At 65.5% G+C, this 20,137-nt stretch carries 22 protein-coding genes; all 22 read right to left on the minus strand.

Features of this window, described 5'->3' with window-relative positions:
* Positions 1-3 precede the first annotated feature (3 nt).
* The 22 genes from traF to ASC87_RS00530 all read right to left on the minus strand — a co-directional run bounded on the left by traF (position 4) and on the right by ASC87_RS00530 (position 20,132).
* On the minus strand, positions 4-582 hold the full coding sequence (gene traF, locus ASC87_RS00425) for a conjugative transfer signal peptidase TraF (RefSeq protein WP_056654949.1): 579 nt from the start codon (positions 580-582) through the stop codon (positions 4-6).
* Positions 579-944, minus strand: a complete 366-nt coding sequence (locus tag ASC87_RS00430) for a hypothetical protein (protein WP_056654951.1) — start codon at positions 942-944, stop codon at positions 579-581. The genes traF and ASC87_RS00430 overlap by 4 nt, the downstream gene beginning before the upstream one ends.
* A complete protein-coding gene (gene traC / locus ASC87_RS00435) occupies positions 941-3,544 on the minus strand; it encodes a type IV secretion system protein TraC (RefSeq protein ID WP_082568255.1) in 2,604 nt (867 codons plus the stop codon). Before traC ends, ASC87_RS00430 begins: the two co-directional genes overlap by 4 nt.
* 11 nt (positions 3,545-3,555) lie before the next feature.
* The gene (locus tag ASC87_RS00440) at positions 3,556-4,197 is read right to left on the minus strand and encodes a TraV family lipoprotein (protein WP_056654953.1); all 642 of its coding nucleotides are present in this window, start codon (positions 4,195-4,197) and stop codon (positions 3,556-3,558) included.
* Positions 4,194-4,967: a DsbC family protein gene (locus ASC87_RS00445; RefSeq protein WP_056654955.1), complete on the minus strand. Its 774-nt coding sequence runs from the start codon at positions 4,965-4,967 to the stop codon at positions 4,194-4,196. The genes ASC87_RS00440 and ASC87_RS00445 overlap by 4 nt, the downstream gene beginning before the upstream one ends.
* Positions 4,968-4,983: 16 nt before the next feature.
* Positions 4,984-6,354, minus strand: coding sequence for a TraB/VirB10 family protein (locus ASC87_RS00450; protein ID WP_056654957.1), 1,371 nt, complete (start codon positions 6,352-6,354; stop codon positions 4,984-4,986).
* A 3-nt stretch (positions 6,355-6,357) separates the two neighbouring features.
* A complete protein-coding gene (locus tag ASC87_RS00455) occupies positions 6,358-7,164 on the minus strand; it encodes a type-F conjugative transfer system secretin TraK (RefSeq protein ID WP_200954281.1) in 807 nt (268 codons plus the stop codon).
* Positions 7,106-7,720 carry a type IV conjugative transfer system protein TraE gene (gene traE / locus ASC87_RS00460; protein ID WP_082568258.1) on the minus strand — a complete coding sequence of 205 codons (615 nt, stop codon included), beginning with the start codon at positions 7,718-7,720 and terminating at the stop codon, positions 7,106-7,108. The genes ASC87_RS00455 and traE overlap by 59 nt, the downstream gene beginning before the upstream one ends.
* 25 nt (positions 7,721-7,745) lie before the next feature.
* Positions 7,746-8,045, minus strand: coding sequence for a type IV conjugative transfer system protein TraL (traL, locus tag ASC87_RS00465; RefSeq protein ID WP_056654959.1), 300 nt, complete (start codon positions 8,043-8,045; stop codon positions 7,746-7,748).
* A 36-nt stretch (positions 8,046-8,081) separates the two neighbouring features.
* Positions 8,082-8,432, minus strand: coding sequence for a hypothetical protein (locus ASC87_RS00470; protein WP_056654961.1), 351 nt, complete (start codon positions 8,430-8,432; stop codon positions 8,082-8,084).
* Positions 8,433-8,455: 23 nt separating this feature from the next.
* Positions 8,456-8,755, minus strand: a complete 300-nt coding sequence (locus ASC87_RS00475; RefSeq protein ID WP_056654963.1) for a hypothetical protein — start codon at positions 8,753-8,755, stop codon at positions 8,456-8,458.
* The gene (locus ASC87_RS00480; protein ID WP_056654965.1) at positions 8,755-9,459 is read right to left on the minus strand and encodes an OmpA family protein; all 705 of its coding nucleotides are present in this window, start codon (positions 9,457-9,459) and stop codon (positions 8,755-8,757) included. The genes ASC87_RS00475 and ASC87_RS00480 overlap by 1 nt, the downstream gene beginning before the upstream one ends.
* On the minus strand, positions 9,456-10,004 hold the full coding sequence (locus ASC87_RS00485; protein WP_200954272.1) for a lytic transglycosylase domain-containing protein: 549 nt from the start codon (positions 10,002-10,004) through the stop codon (positions 9,456-9,458). The genes ASC87_RS00480 and ASC87_RS00485 overlap by 4 nt, the downstream gene beginning before the upstream one ends.
* Before the next feature lie 9 nt (positions 10,005-10,013).
* Positions 10,014-10,472, minus strand: a complete 459-nt coding sequence (locus tag ASC87_RS00490) for a hypothetical protein (protein WP_056654967.1) — start codon at positions 10,470-10,472, stop codon at positions 10,014-10,016.
* A 153-nt stretch (positions 10,473-10,625) separates the two neighbouring features.
* Entirely contained in the window at positions 10,626-11,261 is a 636-nt protein-coding gene (locus ASC87_RS00495) for a DUF4400 domain-containing protein (RefSeq protein ID WP_056654969.1), read from the minus strand.
* Positions 11,258-13,159, minus strand: a complete 1,902-nt coding sequence (gene traD, locus ASC87_RS00500; protein ID WP_056654971.1) for a conjugative transfer system coupling protein TraD — start codon at positions 13,157-13,159, stop codon at positions 11,258-11,260. Before traD ends, ASC87_RS00495 begins: the two co-directional genes overlap by 4 nt.
* A gap of 10 nt (positions 13,160-13,169) precedes the next feature.
* A complete protein-coding gene (gene mobH / locus ASC87_RS00505; protein WP_082568259.1) occupies positions 13,170-14,942 on the minus strand; it encodes a MobH family relaxase in 1,773 nt (590 codons plus the stop codon).
* Between the two features lie 39 nt (positions 14,943-14,981).
* Positions 14,982-16,151, minus strand: a complete 1,170-nt coding sequence (locus ASC87_RS00510) for a FlhC family transcriptional regulator (protein WP_082568260.1) — start codon at positions 16,149-16,151, stop codon at positions 14,982-14,984.
* Positions 16,123-16,428: a flagellar transcriptional regulator FlhD gene (locus ASC87_RS00515; RefSeq protein WP_157603765.1), complete on the minus strand. Its 306-nt coding sequence runs from the start codon at positions 16,426-16,428 to the stop codon at positions 16,123-16,125. The genes ASC87_RS00510 and ASC87_RS00515 overlap by 29 nt, the downstream gene beginning before the upstream one ends.
* Positions 16,429-16,761: 333 nt before the next feature.
* The gene (locus ASC87_RS00520; RefSeq protein WP_056654977.1) at positions 16,762-17,610 is read right to left on the minus strand and encodes a helix-turn-helix domain-containing protein; all 849 of its coding nucleotides are present in this window, start codon (positions 17,608-17,610) and stop codon (positions 16,762-16,764) included.
* A gap of 206 nt (positions 17,611-17,816) precedes the next feature.
* Positions 17,817-18,878, minus strand: coding sequence for a DUF932 domain-containing protein (locus ASC87_RS00525; protein ID WP_056654979.1), 1,062 nt, complete (start codon positions 18,876-18,878; stop codon positions 17,817-17,819).
* Positions 18,879-19,112: 234 nt separating this feature from the next.
* Complete coding sequence (locus ASC87_RS00530) at positions 19,113-20,132, minus strand: toprim domain-containing protein (protein WP_056654981.1); 1,020 nt, start codon at positions 20,130-20,132, stop codon at positions 19,113-19,115.
* Positions 20,133-20,137 lie beyond the last annotated feature (5 nt).

The following is a 20,137-nucleotide window of genomic DNA, read 5'->3' on the forward strand; positions in this document are numbered from 1 at the left end:
CTCTCAAAAGATCGGGTTGACCGTCGCTCGGACATTCCGCACGGCCACCAAGCCGCTGCTGCGATAGCGCGAGTCGAAGCTGTCCGGGCTGGTCCCTTGGACGTAGAGGAAGCCAGGCGGAATGACGATCGGGGCGATCGGCTGCAGCGGCCGCCGATCGAAGGCGTGCGTCTTGGCGCGGCCGACCGCCACGCCGTTGACGAACACGTCGCGCCCGACGACGGCGACGCTGTCCCCAGGCACGCCTGCGACGCGCTTGAAGAAGGCCTGGTCCCCGAGGCCCGGGTAGTCCAGTTGCGCGGCCTCGCCGGTGAAGAGGTAGACCACGAGGTCCCCGCGCTGCAGCGGGCCGTGCCAGTAGTCGACGTAGACGATGCTGTACGGCAAGCTGGGCGTCCAGTTGAACATCACCGGGAGGACGGGGACGTGGGGGACGAAGAGCCGGAGCAGTGCGAGACCCCAGATGGCGGCGATCAGGCCGTAAAGCCACCAGCGCCGCCGAAAGTCTTGGCCCAGCGACCTCGCGCCACCAGCCCACCAGCTGAGCACGCCGGCAGGTCGCGCTGCGATCGCGGCGCTCATGACTTGCGCTCCCGTTCGAGCTTGGCCTTCAGCAGCGGCGTCAGGTCCAGTGTGTTGGCCGTGGTGCCGGCGACCGCGCTCTTGAGCACCACGAGGCACTGGCAGTCTGCGGGTAGCTCGTCCAGAGCGGCCGGAAGCCGCTTCGCGAAGGCGCTCGCGAGATCGAGGGCATGCTGCCGCTCCTCGTCACTATTGCTGGCCGTGAGCAGCGCCGCAAACTCGGTCTCCTTCGTCCGGTAGACCTCGGAGACGTCAACGACGCCGATGAGACGGCCGGGCCGCACAACCAGCCGGTCGTAGACGACCAGGCCGCAGGTGGCCACCAGCGTAGAGAGCGCAACGCTCAGTGCGATGGTCTTCATACGTCGTGACCCCTGCGGCGCAGCAGCTCCGTGATGGCATCGTCGATCGAGTAGCCGGCGCGCCGCAGCTGATCGAGCGGCGCGTTGTCGTCCAGCTTGTTGCTGAACAGCAGGTGGCTGAACGGATCGAGCACGATGCGGGCAACGCCCTCGCCGACGGGCGAGGACACATAGCATTCGGAGAACACGCCTTCCTCCTTGCGCAGCGACTGAAGCATCCGCTTCTTCGACTCGTCCGCCGTCAGCTTCCCGTTGCGAATCAGCAACTCAATGGACTCCGGCTTCTGACGGAGCAGGAACATCCAGTCGGTGCAGTTGAGAGCCGCTTCCATCTGCGTGGAGCTGTAGTAGTCGTCGCCGCTCTGCGTGGCTGTGACCAACGATCCACCGTACTTGCGTGCCCGCCGTGCAGCCTCCTCGACAGAGGCGGCCATGATGCTGTCGTTGTTGCTGGCGTCCCCGAGTTGCTGCTTCAACTCGTCTATGAACCAGACCTTCTTGCGGTCCCGCGTGAGGTACATCTCGCGGGTGATCTGGTAGAAGATGAGGATGTTCGTGACGCTGTGGAGATCCGGCTTGCGCTTGAGCTCTTCGTTCTCGATGACGACGAAGTCGTTCGAGAAGTCGCAGGTGTTCGGTCCGCTGAAGAATCGCTCATAATGCCCGCCCCGAGCGTAGGGATTGAGCATTACCGCGAGGTCCTTGATCCGCTGATCGTTCTTCAGCCCCAGTTCCTCAAGCGTGCCGGCGACAAAGGAGTCGCGAAGCAGTGTCATGTCCATGTCGCAGCCGTACTTGGCCCACAGCTTGAGGACCATCGCTGAAATGCCCTTGAGCTGCACTTCCTCGAGCGGCCGGCTCATCGAGGCCATCTTCGCGATGGCTGCCTGAAGGATGTCGATGTCCTCGTTGATGTTGTCGACCAGCGGGAAGGGATTCAGCGACAGATGCACATCGGGGCGGAACTCGATGTACGTGCCGCCCGCCTTCCGGCAAAGCTTCTCGAACGATCGGCCCAGGTCCTGCATCCAGACCTTGGCGCCGATGGACAAGTAGGACCAGGCCATCTCGTTCATCAGCACGGACTTCCCGGAGCCAGGTGCCCCAATGATGGCGGCCGTCGGGTTGCCGAGGTCGTTGTCGTACAGATCCAGCGTCATCAACTGGCCGCGCCGACCAGCAAATAGCATGGTGGGCGTCTTGGTACCACGCCACTCGGCGACGATCGGCGCGAGGTGAATCGCGTTTCCGACGGTCTTGCGGGTCACGCGCTTCATCTTCTTCAAGTCGCCATGAAGCACTGGAGACAGCGTCATTGGCAGGCTCGCGATCAACGCCTGGCGTTGCATGAAGACGTCCGCATTCAGCTCGAATCCGCGGGCACGCCAGATGGATTTCGCTGCCTCCTGGGCTTGCACGCCCTTGCCAGGTTGGCAGAACAGGCCCAGCTCGTGGTACATGCTGATCAAGGTGCCGCCCGCGTCGAGCACGTCGGCGGCTGCGGTCCAGTCACGGGCCTTCTTCCCGACGTCGGGCATCACCGACGCCATTTTGCTGCCCGCGTTCTGCGTCGCACGTACGTGGTTCGCCGTCACGACGTTGCGCGTTGCATTGGGATCGAGGACGTGGACGCCCATGGTCAGCAGGAACGGCGTGTTGTACTGAAGCGCCGGCTGCATCAGGTCGCCGATGAGTGCGCCCATCTGCCAAAGGCCGAACCGCTCCGGGAAGGACTTGATGGAGAAGAAGCGCAACTCCATCTCGTGGGCCGTGCGCTCGTCTGACTCGCCGTGACGATCTCCAGCCTCCTTGGCGAGGTGAATGCGGTGCGGCGTCGGGTCCTGCACGGTGTCGCGGTCGACGACCTGGTCACGCACCTCGCGGCCATCGTCGTAGTGAAGTTCGAGCGAGTGCGTGCTCGTGAGCCGGTCGGGATTGACGAACAGCGAAACCCAGTTCAACAGGTCGGCTGCATCGCAGACGCGATTCGGCAGTGAGGCCGAGCGCAGCGTCGTTGCCATGCCTTCGCGCAGGGAGACGATCTGCTCAAGGTCGGACAGGTTGCTGGCGTCGCCCTGGACGGTGACGCTCATCATCAAGCGGAAGTCGCGGATCGTGTAGTGGAAGCCTTGGGTCAGCGATTGCTGCGCACCGCGGGTGAGGTGCTCGAAGCGGCGGCGTGCGAGCTTTCGGAAGAGGTTGTCGTTGCGCGCAGGGCGGCCCCATTCCTGGGCCTTGTCCGCCTGGTCGGGATCCTCGGTGCGGAGATTGGCGTAGGCCCGCAACTGCCGGCGCAGGTGCGGAGAGCCGAAAAGATGGAACTGGATGCCCGTGTTGGCAGGGCAGTTCGCATAGAGGGAGATCAGCACCTCGACCATGCGATCGTCCGCCCCCGACTGCGGCATCACCTCCAGCATGAAGCCGATCCCGTCGCGGTTGACGAACAGTCGCTCATCCTCGAGGTAGGACTGGTAGGGCAGCCAGCTCGCGAACTGGTCGGCGGGTGACTCGTCCTCACGGCCGAACCCGAAGAGGCGGCCCGGCGTCGTTGGGCCGGTGTCGGGGTCGCCGAAGAGGCTGGCGCGCAAGGTGGAAAGCATGCTTGTCTCCCTCAGTTGTCGCCCAGGGGCGTCGTTGCGCCGCCGCGCTGCTGCAGCGCCTTGAGCGCCTGCGTCACAGCCGCGCCGTCGTCCGAGCCGATAGCCAGGGCGCCCGGCGGACGGGCGGGTTCGTTGGCGACGCCTTTCGCGGCCGTGGCGGCGAGCTTGGCGGGACGGATCGGTGCAAAGGGCTCGCGGGCTTGCCGCTGGACGTGGTCCACGAGCCACCGGCCGTCGTCCACCTGCACGTAGACCACGCTTTCGCCATTGAGGTCACGGTCGGCGTCCTCCCACGGCTTGATCCACAGGCGCATGACGCGAGGTGCCGCGCGCAGAGGGGAGGGCTGATGGGCGGCGGCTGTCCGCGACGGCGCTGTGCCGCTCGCAGACGTGACCGACAGCGCATCCTGCCGAGATGACATCTCCGGCGCCGGGATACCGTCGGGTGCCTGCATCGAAGACTTGCGTTGCGAGGGCAGGTTGTTGTGCAGCGCGTTGTAGTAAGTCCCGGACACCGAGTCGCACTTGACACCAACTAGCGCCTTGCAGGCATAGCTTGATGTGCCGTCGAGGCCGGTGATGCTGCCGCAGGCCGTGAGGGTGGCACAGACCGCAGCGATCGCGAGAGGGCGGATGCAGTTGATGGTGCTCATTGCAGCTTCCCCTGTTGGGCCCCCGCGCGCTGGCTGACCTTCTGGCCGTTCGCCGGCGTGACCGCGGAGATCCGTCGTTCGACTTCGGCGACGTCGACGTAGCCCGACGTGCGGGACCCATCGGCGTAGAAGATCGTCGGCGTTCCAGACACGGACAGCTGCCGTGCCAGTTGGAGGTTCCGGTCCAGCGGCGACGCGCAGTCGGGCTGACCTGACAGGCCACCCGATTCGCCCTTCACCATCACCGCGTGCCACGCCTTCGCCGGGTCCTGTGAGCACATCACCATCTGCGGCAGCTGCCGGCCCTGGAAAGGGACGACGAACGTGTAGATCGTGGTGTCCTTCAGCCTGGCCAGCTCCGGTTCGAGCCGCCTGCAGTAGCCGCAACCCGGGTCGCTGAACACGTAGAGCTTCCGGGCACCGTTGCCCAGCACAGTCTTGATCGCGTCGTTGAGCGGAAGCTTCGCCATGTCGACCTTGGGCTCGACTTCGATGGCACCGAGCTCGCGCTCCGCTTGCTGCAGCTTCGGGCCCGTCAGGTCGGTCATCGTTTGGGCGTCGACCACCCGCCCGAAAATGAAGAAGCGCGGGTTTTCGGCCGACACGAACGCGACGTTGGGGCCCATCCAGACTTCGTAGACGCCGGGCACCGGGCTCGCGGTGACCGACGTGAACCTCGTGCTCGGATAGGCCTTCTGCAACGTCGCCATCAGCGCCGCTTCGTCGGCGGGTTCCGCCATGGAGGCGACGCAGGTCAGGGCGATCGCCAAGGCAATGGGGGCATGTTTACTCTTCATCGTCGTTCACCTTCTGGAAGCGGTCGTTGGTGGCGGTACGCGTGTCGGAAGTCGGCGAGGCCTTCGCGGTTTCACCGGAGTACTCGATGCGCACGCCCTTGGTGAGAACAACGTCGACCTCCCGGCCCGCGTCGATCTCGATGATTGGAAACGTCTGCTCGGCGAGCTTGATGTAGTACTGCGCGAGGCGATCGAGCGCCTTGCCGACGCCGCCGCCGACGCCAGCCTTCATCGCGTCCGAGCCGGTGCTCGTGGCCATGGTGCCGAGCGCGGACGTGCTGTACGTGGTGTTGGCCGTCGAGATGCCCTGGCCGATGCCGCTCACGGCGCCGGCCATCAGCGCGTTCGCCAACATCTGGCCTTGCTTGGTCACGAGCCGGCCTCGCATGCCGACCTTTCCGTCCTCGCCGAAGATGCTCCCTTGGATCTTCACCTCGAGGGCGCGGCCATCCTTGCTCACGCATGACAACGACTCGGTGCGGCCGTAGGCGCGTTCCGAGCTGATGTCGCCGTACGCGGCCGCGATGACGAAGCACTCGCGGTACTCGCCCCTGAAGCGGTTCGGCAGGACCGAGTTGTCCTTGAGCATGATGACGATGGGGTGCGGGTTGGATTGCGACTGCCCGCCGGTGGGGGCGTCCACCCCACCAAGCAGAACGCCTCGCGTGAAGCTGACCGGGAGGAAGGTGTCGACGGCCTTGGCTTGCGACTTGGCATCGCCGCCTTCTGCGGCCGTCTTGCTCGGTGCACCGACCGCGACGCGAAGCAACTGGGGTTGAGGCTGGGGCTGGGCGGGAGACAACTCGCCGAAGGCAGGCGTGCCGGGTGGCATTGCGCCCCGCCCGGTTGGATCCGGCGGGGGTGGCGGAAGGCCGCGTCCGGCCAGCGCGTTGTCGGGCGGGAAGCGGGCTGGCGAAGGTGGGGGCGTCGGCGTCGCAGGTGCTACTGGCGCCGATGCGCCCGCCTTCGGCGGTTCGGCCTGCGCAGCCTTCAGACGCGTCTCCAGTTCCGTGAGCCGGCGCATCATCTCGGCCTTCGACTCCTGCTGCTCACGGTTGACGCGGCGCTGCTCGTCGCGGTCCTGCTTGTAGAGCTCGAGCTCCCGGCCGGCCTTGCCTACCCAGGTTTCCACGTCCTTCACCTGGGAGCCGGGCGCCATCAGGTCGATGTTCGTCGGCCTGAGCTCGGAGCGTGGCGTGGTCGAGGCGGTTGGTTTCTTGCCATCGCTTCCGAGCGAGAAGGCAGCCCAGAGGATGACGACGATCGTGCCGGATATCGCAGCGACGGTGCCCCATTGACGGGCTCGCGGCGACAGGCGCTCCCAGTTGTCCATCAGGCGTTGTTTGAGGGCGTTTGCCATGGCTCAAACCCCCTGACGGATCACGTAGACGGTCGTGCTCTCGCCGGGCCGCAGGTTGTGGTTCTCGATGGAGACAGCCAGCACGCCGCCGGTCTCGCGATCGAACTCCTGTTCCGCCAGCACCATGTCCTGGCTGCTGACGTTGGTCAGGATGTAGCGTTCGCCGATCAGGCCGCGGCCCTCGTACAGGCGGATCAGCGAGAACTTCGCTTCGGCCCACAGTTGGATCGGTCGACTTACCTCCTCGACGCGCACATCCGTCGGCACGCGGTCGGAGGCCATTGCCACCAGCATGGCCTTGAGCACGCGGACGTGCTGCGGCTGCCGTCCGGCCGACGTCGTGTTGTCGGCCTTGGCCTGGCGCGGCGTCTTGTCGCGGATGACGATGGTGTCGGCCGGCGTGTCGGACCGGCGCAGGAGCAGCGTGTACGTCGCGTGCTGCGACGAGATGAAGAGGTTGACCGGCTTGCCGGCAGCACCGACGGGACGGACGTACACCTCGCCCTTCTCGGCATCGCACTCCAGCACGATCTCTCCGGCCGGGTTGATCTGCGGCGCGCTCGGTCCCACCGCGCCGGGCTGCTGTTGAGGGGCCGCGCCGCCGCAGTTGCTGGAGTAGATGTTCCCGAAGACGTTGGTGATGGCCGCGCCGTCGATGCGGATCCGGGTCGACTCCTTGACCGACAGGATCGCCTCGACGGTGACACCGTCCGCGGCCTCGACCAGCTGGAGAGCGTGGACGATGGGTGACTCAGCGAGCCACAGCGTCGGCAGAAGCAGCGCCCACTTGTACCCGGCCGGGTTGCGCATTGACGATCTCCTTGAACACGTTGACATGGACGCGGCCGCCCGCGTACTTGAATTTGGCTGTGTACGCGCGGACCTCGGGCTCGCCGACATCGATACCGTTGATCTGGCGGCGCAGGCGTCCGGTGATGAGCACCGATTGCTCCTTCTCGTCGGCGGTAAGCTGCTGTGGCTCGAAGAAGGTGGCCGCGTTGTTCCGGACGAGGCGGTCTGCCTCTACATCCATGTGCTTCTTGACGCCCTCGTAGTCATCGGGAGCGACCCACTTGAGCAGCACGTCGCGCTTCCACGCGACCGTCTTGGGCGAAACGTCAAGCTGCAGCCAGGCCACGAAGGCCCCCATCTCCTCGAGATAGTCCTTGCTGACTTGGTCTTTCGTCACCCAGAAGCTCTTCGTGATGTTGGGAGGCACGAAGACGATGCGCTCGGTGCCGACGATGCTGAGGATCACGCACAGCGACAGGGTGAGGCCGCCGGCCAGCGCCAGGATGGCGAGGCTCTTGATGCGGTTGTCCCTGCGCAGCGTGCGCATGTCCTCTTGGTGCCGATCGAAGTTCATTGCCGCTCCGAATGGGATGTGAAGGTCAACCGACCATGCGGCGGATGTGCGACGGCGGGGTCGCACGCATCGCCGTGATGGGGTTGGAGGGGAGGGCCCAATAGGCCCAGTGCATTGCGAAGGCCGGGTGCTTGTCGGCTTTCGTGCGCGAGACCCAGCGGCTGAGGAAGAGGCCGGCAGCCACGCACAGGGCGAACCCGAGCTTGGTGCTCGAGAGGTACCCGATGAACACGGAGAAAGTGAAGGGGAACGCGACGTCGACGTCCCAGAAGCCAATCTTCCACTGGTCGTCGAGTCGGCGCGGGATGTAGGTGTCGGTTTGCATCGCGTTCCCCTTGTCTCTGAGGCCCAGCCCCGCGCTTCAGATCACCGCGCCCAGGATGGCGCCGGAGACGACCAGGCCGACCGCGCCGAAGATCGCCATGCCCAGGTAGAACAGCACCGGGCCGAAGTTGCGCAGCGCGGCGAGGCTGATGAAGGCCACCACGAAGCCCACGAAGGCGACCAGCGCCTTGACGCTGGGACCGAGGGCGGCCAGCTGGGTCAGGGCCGACACCAGCGGGCCGGTGATGCCGGTGAAAGCCACCAGGTCCAGCGCATGGCTGGGGAAGGTGGCCATCAGGCCGACGATCATCACGACCAGCAGGCCCAGGGCAATGCCCACCTTGCGCGACGGCACGGGCAGCGAGACGGAAGGAAGAACAGCGTTCATTGCAAAGCTCCAGAAAGGTGAGGTCAAAGGGGTTTGCGTGGCGAACGAAAGCCGTCGAACACGCGCTGCACGATCGCCTCGCTGCCCTGTTCCAGAGCCATCTGCACGCACGCGTCGGTCAGGTAGCTCAAGTCGATGGCGGGATCCGTCGTGGATTTCTGGATGGCCTGCAGTTGCTTGAACGAGTTGGCCCGGACCAGGGTGGGTTTCCAGCCGGGACGCCGCTTTCGTGCCTTCTGCGGGTATGCGGAGGAGCCCTCAGCCGGTGTGGCTGCGGGCCCCTCGGCGACTGCCAGGGCGGGCCGGAGAATCGGTTGATTCATCAGGCGCCTCCCCGAGAGGAGAAGTGGACTTCGACGCGGCGGTTCCTCGAACGGCCGGGCTCGTCATCGTTGCTCGCGACGAAGCAGCAACGCCCCTTCGCGTCGATGGAGAACGTGGCCGGAAGATCAGGCGCGAGATCGCGAAAGTGGTTGCGTACGGCGATCGCGCGCGCCAACGCCAGCGACTCGTTCACCTTGTCGCCCCCCAGCGCGTCGGTGCGCCCTGAGATGACGATGCGATCGGCGTGCTTGGCTGAGTCGATTGACTCGCGAATGCGCGCCCGTCCCTCGCTGGTCAGCTCCGCTGACCCTAGCGGGAAGTTGATGATGAGGTTGCGGGCCTTGACCGGCGGCTGCAAGACCGCTGGCGTCTCGCTCGGTGCGCGCTGGGCTGCGGCATCCCCGGTTCGCAGGTCAACGGGGTGCAGCGGCACGGGTGCGGTGCCGGTCGCTGTGGCAGCGACTGACATGGTCACCTGCGCCAATGTCTTTGGTGTGACCCGCGTGCACGCGGGCTCGACGCAAACCGCGAAACGCGCATCCTTGCCGAAGGACACCGGCTCCCATCTTGTGACCTGCGGCGTCGTCGGCTTGGCAGCTACGGCGGGCTCACGGCCAGGCAGCATCGAACAGGAGGAGCAGGTGAATATCAGGCCACCGCCGAACAGCGCGGCCACGGCGACGTCGGTCAGGCGACGCATCATGGGGACACCCTTGCGGAGAGGATGAAGAGGGGATGTGGGCTGCCGGCCGCGCGCGTCGGCGCGGTGCGCGACGCCGCGGCGGTCTCCGACGGCAGTCGGTGGTACACCCGCCATGCGTACTTGGCCCGAGCCTGAGTGCAGGCCTCGCCTTTGAGCTGCGAGCACGCGGCGTTGTAGGCTCCGACCGCGTTCCAGGAGACGCCATGGCGCGCGAAGGCGTGGGCCATCAGCCATGCGCCGACTCGGATGTTGGTGCACGGGTCATAGAGGTCTTGCTCGCTGATGCCGGCCGCGGCCAACCGGCGCAGGTGGCTGCTGTTGATCTGCATCAGCCCGATGTCGTAGGTGCCGGTGCGGGTCTTGTGGGACAGGTTGACCGCGGTCGGATTGAGGTCCGATTCGGCGCTGGCAACGGCGTACAGCAGCTCAGCCGATACGCCGTACTGCTGTGCCGCCTGCGACCAGCACTCGGCCGCCGCAGCGGCCCCTTGGACGGTCCCTTGAGCGGCTGCGAGCATGCAGGGGAGGGCGAGGAGCCGCAGCATCGTGCACCCTCAGGTCACCGATGCGCCGGTCGCCTTCGACCGTGCGATCAGGTTGTCACGCGCCTGGCGCAAGACGAGCTCGCCGCCACTCGACAGCGACATCGTCACTGCGACGCAGCCGGTCAGGATGTGCTCGATCTCGAACATCGGATTCGGAAAGCGATTCCACGCCGCGCGGTGCGCGTCGAGCACCTGTTCGAACTGCGCCGGAAAGATCTCGCAGCTGCGGCCGTGGCAGCGCGGATCCCGCAGTGCATGGCGCGTCGTCAGGTACGCCACCAGCAGGCGCTGGTTTTCCGGCTGCGAGAGGACGAGCGCAACGCAAGCGCTCAGCAAGTCGGGAATGCGGAACTTCGGCGAGGTGTTGTTCGGGGACTTGTAGAGCTGGTGCAGCCAGTCGTGCTCCTCGGTCCAAACGCTGGTGCGAACCGTCGAAGATCGCTCATCACGGGCGATCGGGTGTTCCATCGACAGACCTCGCGTGGGAGAGAGTGCGCAGTGCATCGGTTGCCTTTGTCTCGGCGACGAAGCGTCGTCGTCGTGAAGCAAAGGTTAGGAGCGCACCCGTTCGCGAACACGCGGAAATGCCGACTTGGAACGGGTTCAAGGTTGGGGGCAGGGTCAGCGCAGCACGTGATAGTTGGCCAAGGCACGGCTCATCACAAACAGCATGGCGAGCAGTGCCGCCATCACCGCCATCGGATGAAGCTTGAACGGAAGGAACCAGGCAACGACCACCCCAGCGCCAAGCAGGATGCCCGCCGCGAGGCAGGCGCTGAATCGCTCTGCGCTGTGCGCGACAAATTCCTTCGACCGCACGATCCGGACGACGGACCCATCGACTACCACTGCGAGGAAGAACGCGGCCAGGACCGGTAGCAGCTCGAGCGCCGCGCAAAGCCGGAAGCTCACCAGCGCGAAGAGTGAGTCGATCGATCGGAAGTAGGGGTTGCCGAAGAGGCGCACGCCGACCTGACCGACCTGCGCCGCCATCGCCGCGTCGACCTGATTGGCGGGCCCGGAGGCCCCTGAGCCCGCAGGCGGGGCGGCAGCTGGCGTGACCGCAGCGGATGCCTGTTGAAGGTCGAGCATGCGCGAAAGGATCCTGTCCGCCACCGCCTCACCCCAGAGCTCTTCAGCCAGCGCGTGCTCTTCGCGCAGAACCTGCATGAAATCGCCCGGAGCGACCTTCGACGGGATGTAGAGGACGATGCAGAGGATGGCGCTCATGGCGCCGATGAAGATGTAGCGGATCATGCGGCGGCCTTCTCGGTCGAGGGCTGGTCGAAGTCCGGGTTCAGGATGGGGAACCGACCCTTGATCAGCCGGCCGGCCACGGAGCCAAAGTATTGGAGGTTGGGTAGTTTGCCAAGCACGTCGACCGGCACGCGCTCGTCCATCTGTTCGGACACTTGGACGCTGTGGCCGGTGCTCCAGTCGCCGAGATGCGTATCGGCCCCCTGGTTGATCCCGACGCGCATCGTGTGGATGCCGGTCTTGCCGAAGGTCTCCACAATGAAGTCCTGCGTCGGCCGGTCCTTGGAGCGCAATGCGATGAGATTGTTGAGGTTGCCCAGCGCCATGCGCGCGGCATCCTCTGAGCCGAGGCGCTTCGCGAGGTCAGCGAGCGTCTGCATTGCACACACCGTCGTCACGCCGCCTTCTGCCCCCTTGTTCAGGATCTCGATCAAGGGCAGGTTGATCACGTTCGCCATCTCGTCGACGAACAGGCTGATCCGCCGGCTGCTTCCGAGGTTGTAGCGCATGCCGGCACGCGCGGCCAGGTCGGCGATCGCAAGTGCGCTGATGGCCGAGGCCACCGATGGGTCCGGCATCGAGTCCGTGCACATGTACAGCACGTGCCCGCCTCGCTCAACCTTCTCGAGGTTCATGATGGGCCGGACGTCGTCCATGTCGAACGGGTCAGGGGACAGGCTCTTGCCCAGGTCGCCGGACGTCAACATCGCAAGGATCGGTAGCAGGTTGGCCGTGATCTTCTGGTAGTGCTCGCGGTTGTGCCTGAACACACGGATCTGCGAGTCGATCACCTTGTCCCGTTGGTTCTGCGGCAGGTGCTGCTCATAGTAGGTGACGAAGGCCATGAGCTGCGGCGTTGCCACGTCCGAGGGGCGCTTGATCTGCCCCTTGGCGGCCTGGCCCAACAGACGCCGCATGTCGTCGCCTTCGCGCCAACCGGCGCCCAGCCTCGCCTCGAAAAAGCGCTGCAGTGATGCTTCAAGCACCGGCTCGATTCCGCCTTCGATGTACTTCGTCAGCTTCATCAGGTTCGGGCGGTCCTCGAGGCTCACGAGCCCTTGCACGACCACGTTCACTGCATCCCAGCCGAAGGCCGTGAACGCGCCGGCCGTGTCGGTTGGCATGATCGATTGGATACGGGATGCGATCTCCGTGGGCTTCTGCCAGTTGAAGGTGAAGTCCAGCCGAACGCCGGTCTCCGGGAACGCCGGGTGGAACTCCATGTAGGTGTCCGCCTCGCGGTAGTCCCGGCATGCACGCTGGACCACGCGCTTGAGACGCTTGCTGTTCTTCGGGTCGATGAAGATGACCACGTCGCCTCTTCGGATCGCCTGGGTGAGCAAAGTCCCGAGGGCCACGCCCTTGCCGGCTTGGGTCGTGCCCACGAGAAGCGTCCCGCCCTCGAAGTTTTGCAGTGGCCGGTACAGTGGGTGCTCGGTGGGTTCGACGCCGTGGATGTACGGGAGGCCGATTTCTCCGTCCGGCTGCGGGTTCTCGATGAAACCGAGCAGACGCAGCAGCTGCGGCGACAGGGCGTGGTCTTTGTAGTTGATCTTCGCCAGTTCGTAGAGCCGCTGCGAGTGCACGGGCAGCCATTCGAAGCCGAAGCCGAGGAAGATCTCCTGTGGGTCGCGGGTGAGCGTCTCGAGTCGCTTGGTGGTGATCACCTGCATCGCTCTGCCGGACAGCGAGGCGCGCACCTGGAGCACCTCGAAGCCCTGGCGCAACCTGTGGCCCGCCATGAAGACTGCGAGCATGGCGATGGCGAGCGCCGCCGGCGCGGTCACCGTTCCGAGGCCGGCGAAGTAGACGATGAGGAACAAGAACGATAGCCAGGCCATGGCGGCCCACACCTCGTACGCACTTCGCCAGGGCATCTCGTATCGGCGGATCAGCATGGCGGTGTTCCTAGGATTGAGGGGCGAAGAGCGCCGGATCCAGTCCCTCGACAAACTGCGGCCGCAACACGAAGCCCATGACCTCTTGGCCGGCCAGTTCGTGTTGCACGGTGTTCGGCCGGCCGGCCTTGCCGCAGATGGCCATGTCGAGTTCGCCGAGAGCGCGCAGGACCACGGTGAGGTCGACGTTGGCCTTCTTGAAATGGTCGAGTGGAACGAAAATGCCGGTGGGCACCGTGACGGCCAGCGCATGCTTCGCGTCGCCGTTCATCGAGTCGATGGCCGCGGCCAATGCATCCCGCACCTGCGGGTGCAGCCGCATTGGCGCTGCGAGTCGGAAGACCGGATCCCCTGATGGAGGCGGTTCGGCCGGCCCGGTCACTGCATTCGTTGCGGTGATGTCGGCCTGGTCGGCCGTGGTGTCGACGACCTCTCCGTCTGACGTGATCACGACATTCGGACCGTGGGGAGATGCCGCCTGGTCGGGCTCGCTCAGCGCAAGATCACCCTGGTCGGGGCCTGGCTTCTCGCCGGCGCCTCCCTGGGGCTTGGCCCCGGGCTTTTGGGCGCTTGAGGGGACGATCAGTGGCTCCTGCAGCGGCTTATGGCCGCCGTGGTCGGGCAACAAGATGTCCGGCGACGCGAGCTTCACAGCCTCTACCGCGGCCTTTCCTGGCGGCGGGGTGATCGTCCACAAAGGTTTCTGGTCGCCCGCGGGCACAACGACGCCGGCGCCGGCCAGGATCTCGAGGATGGTTTGAGGCGACTGGGGGATGCCGGGCAGTTCGTCCTCTTCGAGCAGCTTCCGGATTTCGGTGACCGCGTTGGGCCACACGATGAACAAGCCTTCCCGGCCGTGCCAGACCCGCGAACGCTCTTGGTTTGGCAACCACGCCGAGTGAGAGACGATGAGCCGCCGCATGGCGTCGATGAGGTAGCGCTCGATGTGGGCGCCCAGGATCGGCCGCCCGTAGCGGTTCGCGTTGGCAATGAGGTTGCGGTCGATCACCAGCGCCGTCGCGCGCTTGACGAGGTCGACCAGGACGTTCTGGTCGCGGTACAGCGGGATGCCGGCGACGGACGCGAGCAGCTGCGGCACCACGATCCCGTTCCCTGTTGCGAGGTGCTGCATGGTGGTGGCGGACACGACGTGGGGAAGAGCGAACAGGCCCAGCGCTCGCGTCTCTGCGGCCTTGGGCATCCATCGGATGAAGAAGCGAGTCGACTTGCGCTGGACCAGCCAGAGGGTGAGCGGCCCGAGATAGGCCGGCCACGCCTCTCCGCGCTCGTCCGTGACGACGAGCAGGCTCAGCGTGCGATGCAGTTCGCTGCAGAGGCCGGCGAAGAACGTCGCGAGCCGCCAGCGCGGTTCGAGTTGCCGGCGGGTCGAGATGGTGGCCCTGCCGGAGACGATGTGGCCGTCCGTTCCTTGCAGCGCATAGAAACCCACTTCGAGGCCGAGCCTGAAGAGTCCCCCAAGCTCGCAGAAGTAGTTGTCCGCCGTGGCAGGCATAACGTTCACATAGGACGCCAGGCGACGAATCGGATCGAGCAGGTCCTTCTCGAACGTGGCCTTGTCGGCGCCATAGCAGAGCTTGATCCGCGACAGCAGGTCCTGGTGCGAGGCAAGGAGGGCTTCGACGGTGACCGCGGCGATGCCCGGATCGACGGACGGAGCAATCTGAGCCGGTGCAGGCGAGGGCTCAATACGCGGTTCTATCCGCGGGGCCTCGGCGGCAGGCGCTGAACCGTGACTGAGACCGAACAGGGAGAGGAACGACATGACGATGGCAGCACTGTGGGTGCTGCCATCGTGGGAGGGTCATGCGACCCGATCCACCGGAAATCCCGCCTTTGATTGCGTCGCCACGTCCGAGGCGGCGACGTGGTGCCCGCGGTACTGCGACGGATACCGCATCAACAGGCAGAAGGGACACGGCTGCGGGCTGGTGTCGCGCCTGCTGAAGAGGTAGTCGGCCGCGCAGGCTTCGCAGCCCCTTCGCTCGAGTTCGGCGACATGCACCCCCCAGCGGGCGTCGGCCAACGAGATCACCTCGACGCAGCGGTCGAGCGTCAGCGGCGAGTCGTTGCGGAATTTGGTTTCGAGATGCCGGAATGCGGCAACGACGGACTCTTCCGGCGAGAAGCCGGCGTCGCGAAGGGCGATGTACTGGTTGACCACCAATGAGTATTGGATTCGCCGGACGGTGTTCAGGTAGGAGCCCCAGCGCTGCAGCGGGAGAGGAAGGCCCCAGTGGACGAGCTGGGTAGGCGGCGACGGGCGCAGCGCCGGATCGACGCATTCCATTCCGGACATCAGCACATCGATGATGCGATCGCTTGCGCCGAGGTGCTTGAGCGACTGCCGCAGCTTCAGCGCGGCCAGGCGCGTGTCCAGCCCGGTCGCGGAGCGCGGCGTTTCGTGGCCCGCGCCGTGGCGCGCATCTGCGGCGTCGTCGCATCGCCGGCTGTTGCAGAACGCGCACGAGGACGTTGCGCCCGAGCCGTAGGCTTGGAGATGGCGGCTGCCGCAACGGCGGCACTCGGCGAGCTGCAGAGCCTTTGCTTGGCAGGCCCAGATTCCGTCCAGGTTGCAGCAAAGGTAGAACGCTTCGTCAAAGAGGAGGGTAGGCGCGTTGGGGAACGACCGATAGTGCTTGAAGGCGGTGATGAGCGACTGCGCAGGTGGAAAACGGCTGTCGCGCAAGCGTTCATAGTGGGCCGCGAACGCGCTCGCAGCTGCCTGCACGCGCAAGGGCGCCCGAGCAAGGAACTCGTCCGAGTACGGAGGCCGGCCGCGTCTCGCGCCGCCATCCTTGTCGAAGACGAACCGCAAGATGAATGTCGCAGGCAGGCCCGTCATCAGCTCGATGGTCCGGGCGCAAGCACCGAGGTCAACGCACTCGCGCGCCGTTTGCAGGGCGCCGAGGCCCTTGCCCGCATACGGGCCGGCGTTGCGCCGGCTAGTTCGCGGCTGCCGTGTGGCCGGCATGGCGCTTGGGCAGGGTGGCCAGCACGGGCAGCACCGTGGGGTGCGCGGACAGGAGGTTGGTCAGGTCGCCTCGCGGAACGAACAGGGGCTCTTCGCCGACGTGGGCGACGAGCGACAGCACCTCGGTGTGTGTCAGCATGCTGATCCGCTCCAGAAGCTCCTTGCTGAGCCCGAAGCGGCAGCATGCCGCGGCAAGGTCCTCGCGTGCCGCATCGCGCACTAGCGCTATCGCGGTGAAGTTGAGCGTTTGAACTTCGCTCCAATTGACTGAAGTCATATGGTTCTCTCCCGGTCAGCCTTCACGGCGGTCCGACGCCGACCTCCTGGAGGGGCGTCCGCTCGCTGCCTTAGCGGGTGCGAGTGGAGGGCAGAGTACCCAAGAAATTCACGAACTGTCAAACGCGCACTAGCAAGATGGATCAAAAACTAATCAGCTATCAGTCCCAAAAGTGATCGTGCAGAGCGGGCCTGGGTTGCGGCTAAAAACTTGATTTGTGAACAAGAGACTGCGGCCGCTCCAGGGTCAGGGGCAACGCCGGGCGTACAACGGCCGCCAATAGCGTAACCGAGGCTCAGATTTTCCTGCCCCGGTGCTCAAGTCTTGATGTGTTCAGCCCGGGGTGCGGCGAAGGGCCGCGAACCCAAGGGTCAGCGCGTTGAGCAGCATCAACGTGCGTGCGGGTTTCACGAACAGCTGAGCCCGGAAGGTGGCCGTGATCTCCTCGAATTGCGCCTCCTGGCTGTCCGTCAGGATGTCGGCCAGCACGATGAGGGGGGCCGCGGCGGTCCGGCCTCTGATCAGCTGCAGGACGTCGCGGGCGTCCTGTTCCCCGAGCTGCCAGTCGACGATGTAGCCGTCGAAGGTGGTGGTTTCCAGCGCCGAGCGGATGTGCTCGGCATTGCTGTAGGAGATGGCCTCAAGCCCCTTCTGCCTCAAGACCTGGACGATGGTTTCGGCCGCCGCTTCGTCGTCGTCAATGACGGCGACCCGCCGCGGCTCCTCCGCTTCGAAGACGACCCGGCGGACCTCATGGACGGCGCGGCCGGCGGCAACGGCGGGCAGAAACACCTCCCATTCACCGGATTCACCGTCTTGTGCCGCGACCAGCGGACCGACGGCCTTGTCGCCCGCAATGGCCTCGCCTGGCCAAACCGAGCAGGCGAGCTGCAGGCCGGCCACCTTGAGAACCGCAGGCTGCCCGGCGTCGTCGACCAGCGCGCCCAACAGCTTGAAGACCGGCTCGCCAAAGTGCGACGCCAGGCGCTTGATCTCGTCGACGTTCCAGGAGGTCTCACCGGTCATGCGCCGGCGCACCTGCTGGTACTTCATGCCGGCGGCCGCCTCCAGCGTGGTGTTCCGCCGCCGCTCCGGGACGCCGTGCCGGTCTAGCAACGCCTGAATGGCCCGGGAGATGACCGGCTCGGCCTTGCGCTTGTCTCCTCCCGTTTCTTGTTCCATGTTGACAGATCGGTGCGACCTTGTTATTGCTGAGCGAGAGTATAAAGATCCAGCTTGCGCGAATCTTGCATGATCAGTTTGGATCGTGTCGGGGGCAATACTTGCTGATGCGTGGTGCGGTGCACGCATGAACGAAAAAAGGGGCGGGGCACCGCCCGCCGCCGTAACCGGCTGGCGAACAGTGCTCCCGCCCCTTCTCGCAAGACTCAAGCCGCCGTGAGTGCCTCCCACTCGGCCTTGGATTGCTCAAGCAACCGCCCGCCGAGTTGTTCGAGCTCGGTGGAGCGGTCGTAGCTGTCCACTTCCTGGGCATAGCCCGTGATGGCATTCACCAAGCCGTACCCCGACAGGTTCGCCTCGGCAATGAGCGAGCGCAGAACGCCGGATCGCTCCTGCTCGTTCAGCAGGTACCGGGTGGCGAGGACTTCGACGGTCTTCACCGGATCGCCGGTCAGCTTGATGCCCAGCGTCGACCGCATCTTGGCTGCCGTCTGCTCGAACGTCGCCTGGGACACGGCGGCTTGCACCACGTCCCGGACCTTCAGGTAGAACGCCTTGTCCTCCGCTGCGAGCGTGTCGTCCCGGAAGACGGTGATCTCCTCGGTCGATGCTTCCTGCAGCCGGCCGACATGGGACTTGCGCATCGCGCGATCCGGTGCGATCAGACCATTGCGGCAGACGAGCCGGTACACCAGGGGTTGCACCGACAGTGAGCCGTGGCCGATCTCGGAGTTGCTGATCACCACGCCGGCCTGCACGAGGTCGCCAGGCTGGATCTCGAACTCGATGCGAGGCGTCACGACCTTCACGTACATGCGTGTCTCCGTGAGCTCCATCGACTCGAAGCGGGCGCCAGGCAACTCGCGCAGGATCGGCAGCACGTGCTCGAGCAGATCGTAGTTGTCCAGGCGGCGGTAGCGGTCCGAAAGGAACGCGCGCGCCCGGCCGTCGAGCGTGCGGACCAGCCGCTGCTCGGGCTCCTTGTGCAGCCATGTGTTCACGTTCCGGTCCAGCAGTTCCGGCTGGTCGCTCCGCATCCGTTCGAAGTAGGCGAACGGGATCTTGAGGCGGTCGGCGAGTTGCCGGCGGCAGCTTTCCGTGGCGGTGAAGCGCTTCGAGCCATCCGGCGCTTCGATCAGGAGCGACGTGTGGCCGTCCTGGCCCGTGACGTGGTGCATCAGAGGCGTCGGCACGATCATGTCGACCTTGGTGCTCAACTGGCGCTCGAGTTCTTCGACGAGGCCTACGAGGGTACGTCCTTGTTTCATGGAAGATGCTCCAAATGAAACGGGGACGGCACAACCCCTGCGGGGGTGCGTCCCCGCGAGGGTTTGAGGCTCTTGCGAGCCTGGATGAGCGTGGCGGGCGCCACGGCTTGGATGAGAGGGCTGCCTTCTGCCGCGATGCGGCCTGGTGTGGTAGCTACCAGAGGGAACCGTGTTCGCTGGACCCTGCTGAGGGCCCACTGAAAACGGGGGTGGCATTGCTGCCACCCCTCAAGACTACGCGGCCTTCTTCTCGCTCGCAAGTCGAGCAAGCCAGATGTCTGCCCAGTCATGCCCCCCGTGCTTGGGCACGAAGACCTGGACCGACCGATCCAACCCACTCCTTCTCGCTTCCTTGACCAGCCGCTGCGCCAACGTGTAAGCGGAGACCTGGCCCGTGAACTCGGCGTCGGCATCGTTGTCTGCGTAGATGCAGACGCGCTTGACCGAGTGCGGGATCCAGAGCTTCTCCATGTTCCCGCTGTTCAGCGCGGCCCAGAGTGGCTTTGACGTGCTCAGCCGGACGGCCAGCCCGGTCTCGATGCCCTCTGTGATCGCCAGTTCCTCGGTGGCTTCGTCGAGCCTGACCGCGGCACCGTTGATCCCTGAAGACAGAACCTTCTTGCTCTGGTCGCCGAGGGCCTTGCGGGCGTCCTTCAAGTACGTGCGGTGGAGCGTGACGGCATGGCCATCACTGCCCTGCACGCACCCGATCATGGCGGGGTACTCGGCGATCATCTTCGAACGCTGCTGGCCATCTTGCTTCTCGTAGTAGCCGAGGGCAGGGTGGTAGCGCAGCGAGCGGGGATACGACTGGAGCGCGAGCCCGCGGTTGCGCAGGTAGCGATCCACTTCATCGCCCAACGAGATGGGCTTGGCCTCTTGCCAGATTCGCTGGCACAGCCGCTTCATTCGTTCCGGCGACGGCCCAGCGTTGGCCGCCGCCGGCGCCACCTTCGCGGCGCCGACTTCGCGTTCGATCTTGTCGAGCAGGTCACCGAACCGGTCTCCGAGCACCGCTTGCGCGAGCTTGAGGCCGCCGCCGGCGCCGCAACTGCGGCAGTGGTAGTTGCCTTCACCGTATTTGTCGGTGTACTGGAAGCGGTCAGTTCCACCGCAGCCTTGGATTGGGCACGGTTGGTTCCTCCCGTTCAGGATGCCTTCGCTGACCCCCACTGCTTTGAGGATCGACGTCCAGCGCCCATGGGCCCGGCGCTTCACCTCCTCGATTCGCTTCTGAAAGTCGATGCTGTCCATGACCG

It is taken from the genome of Rhizobacter sp. Root1221 (assembly GCF_001425785.1).
In the GTDB taxonomy this organism is placed as follows: domain Bacteria; phylum Pseudomonadota; class Gammaproteobacteria; order Burkholderiales; family Burkholderiaceae_C; genus Rhizobacter.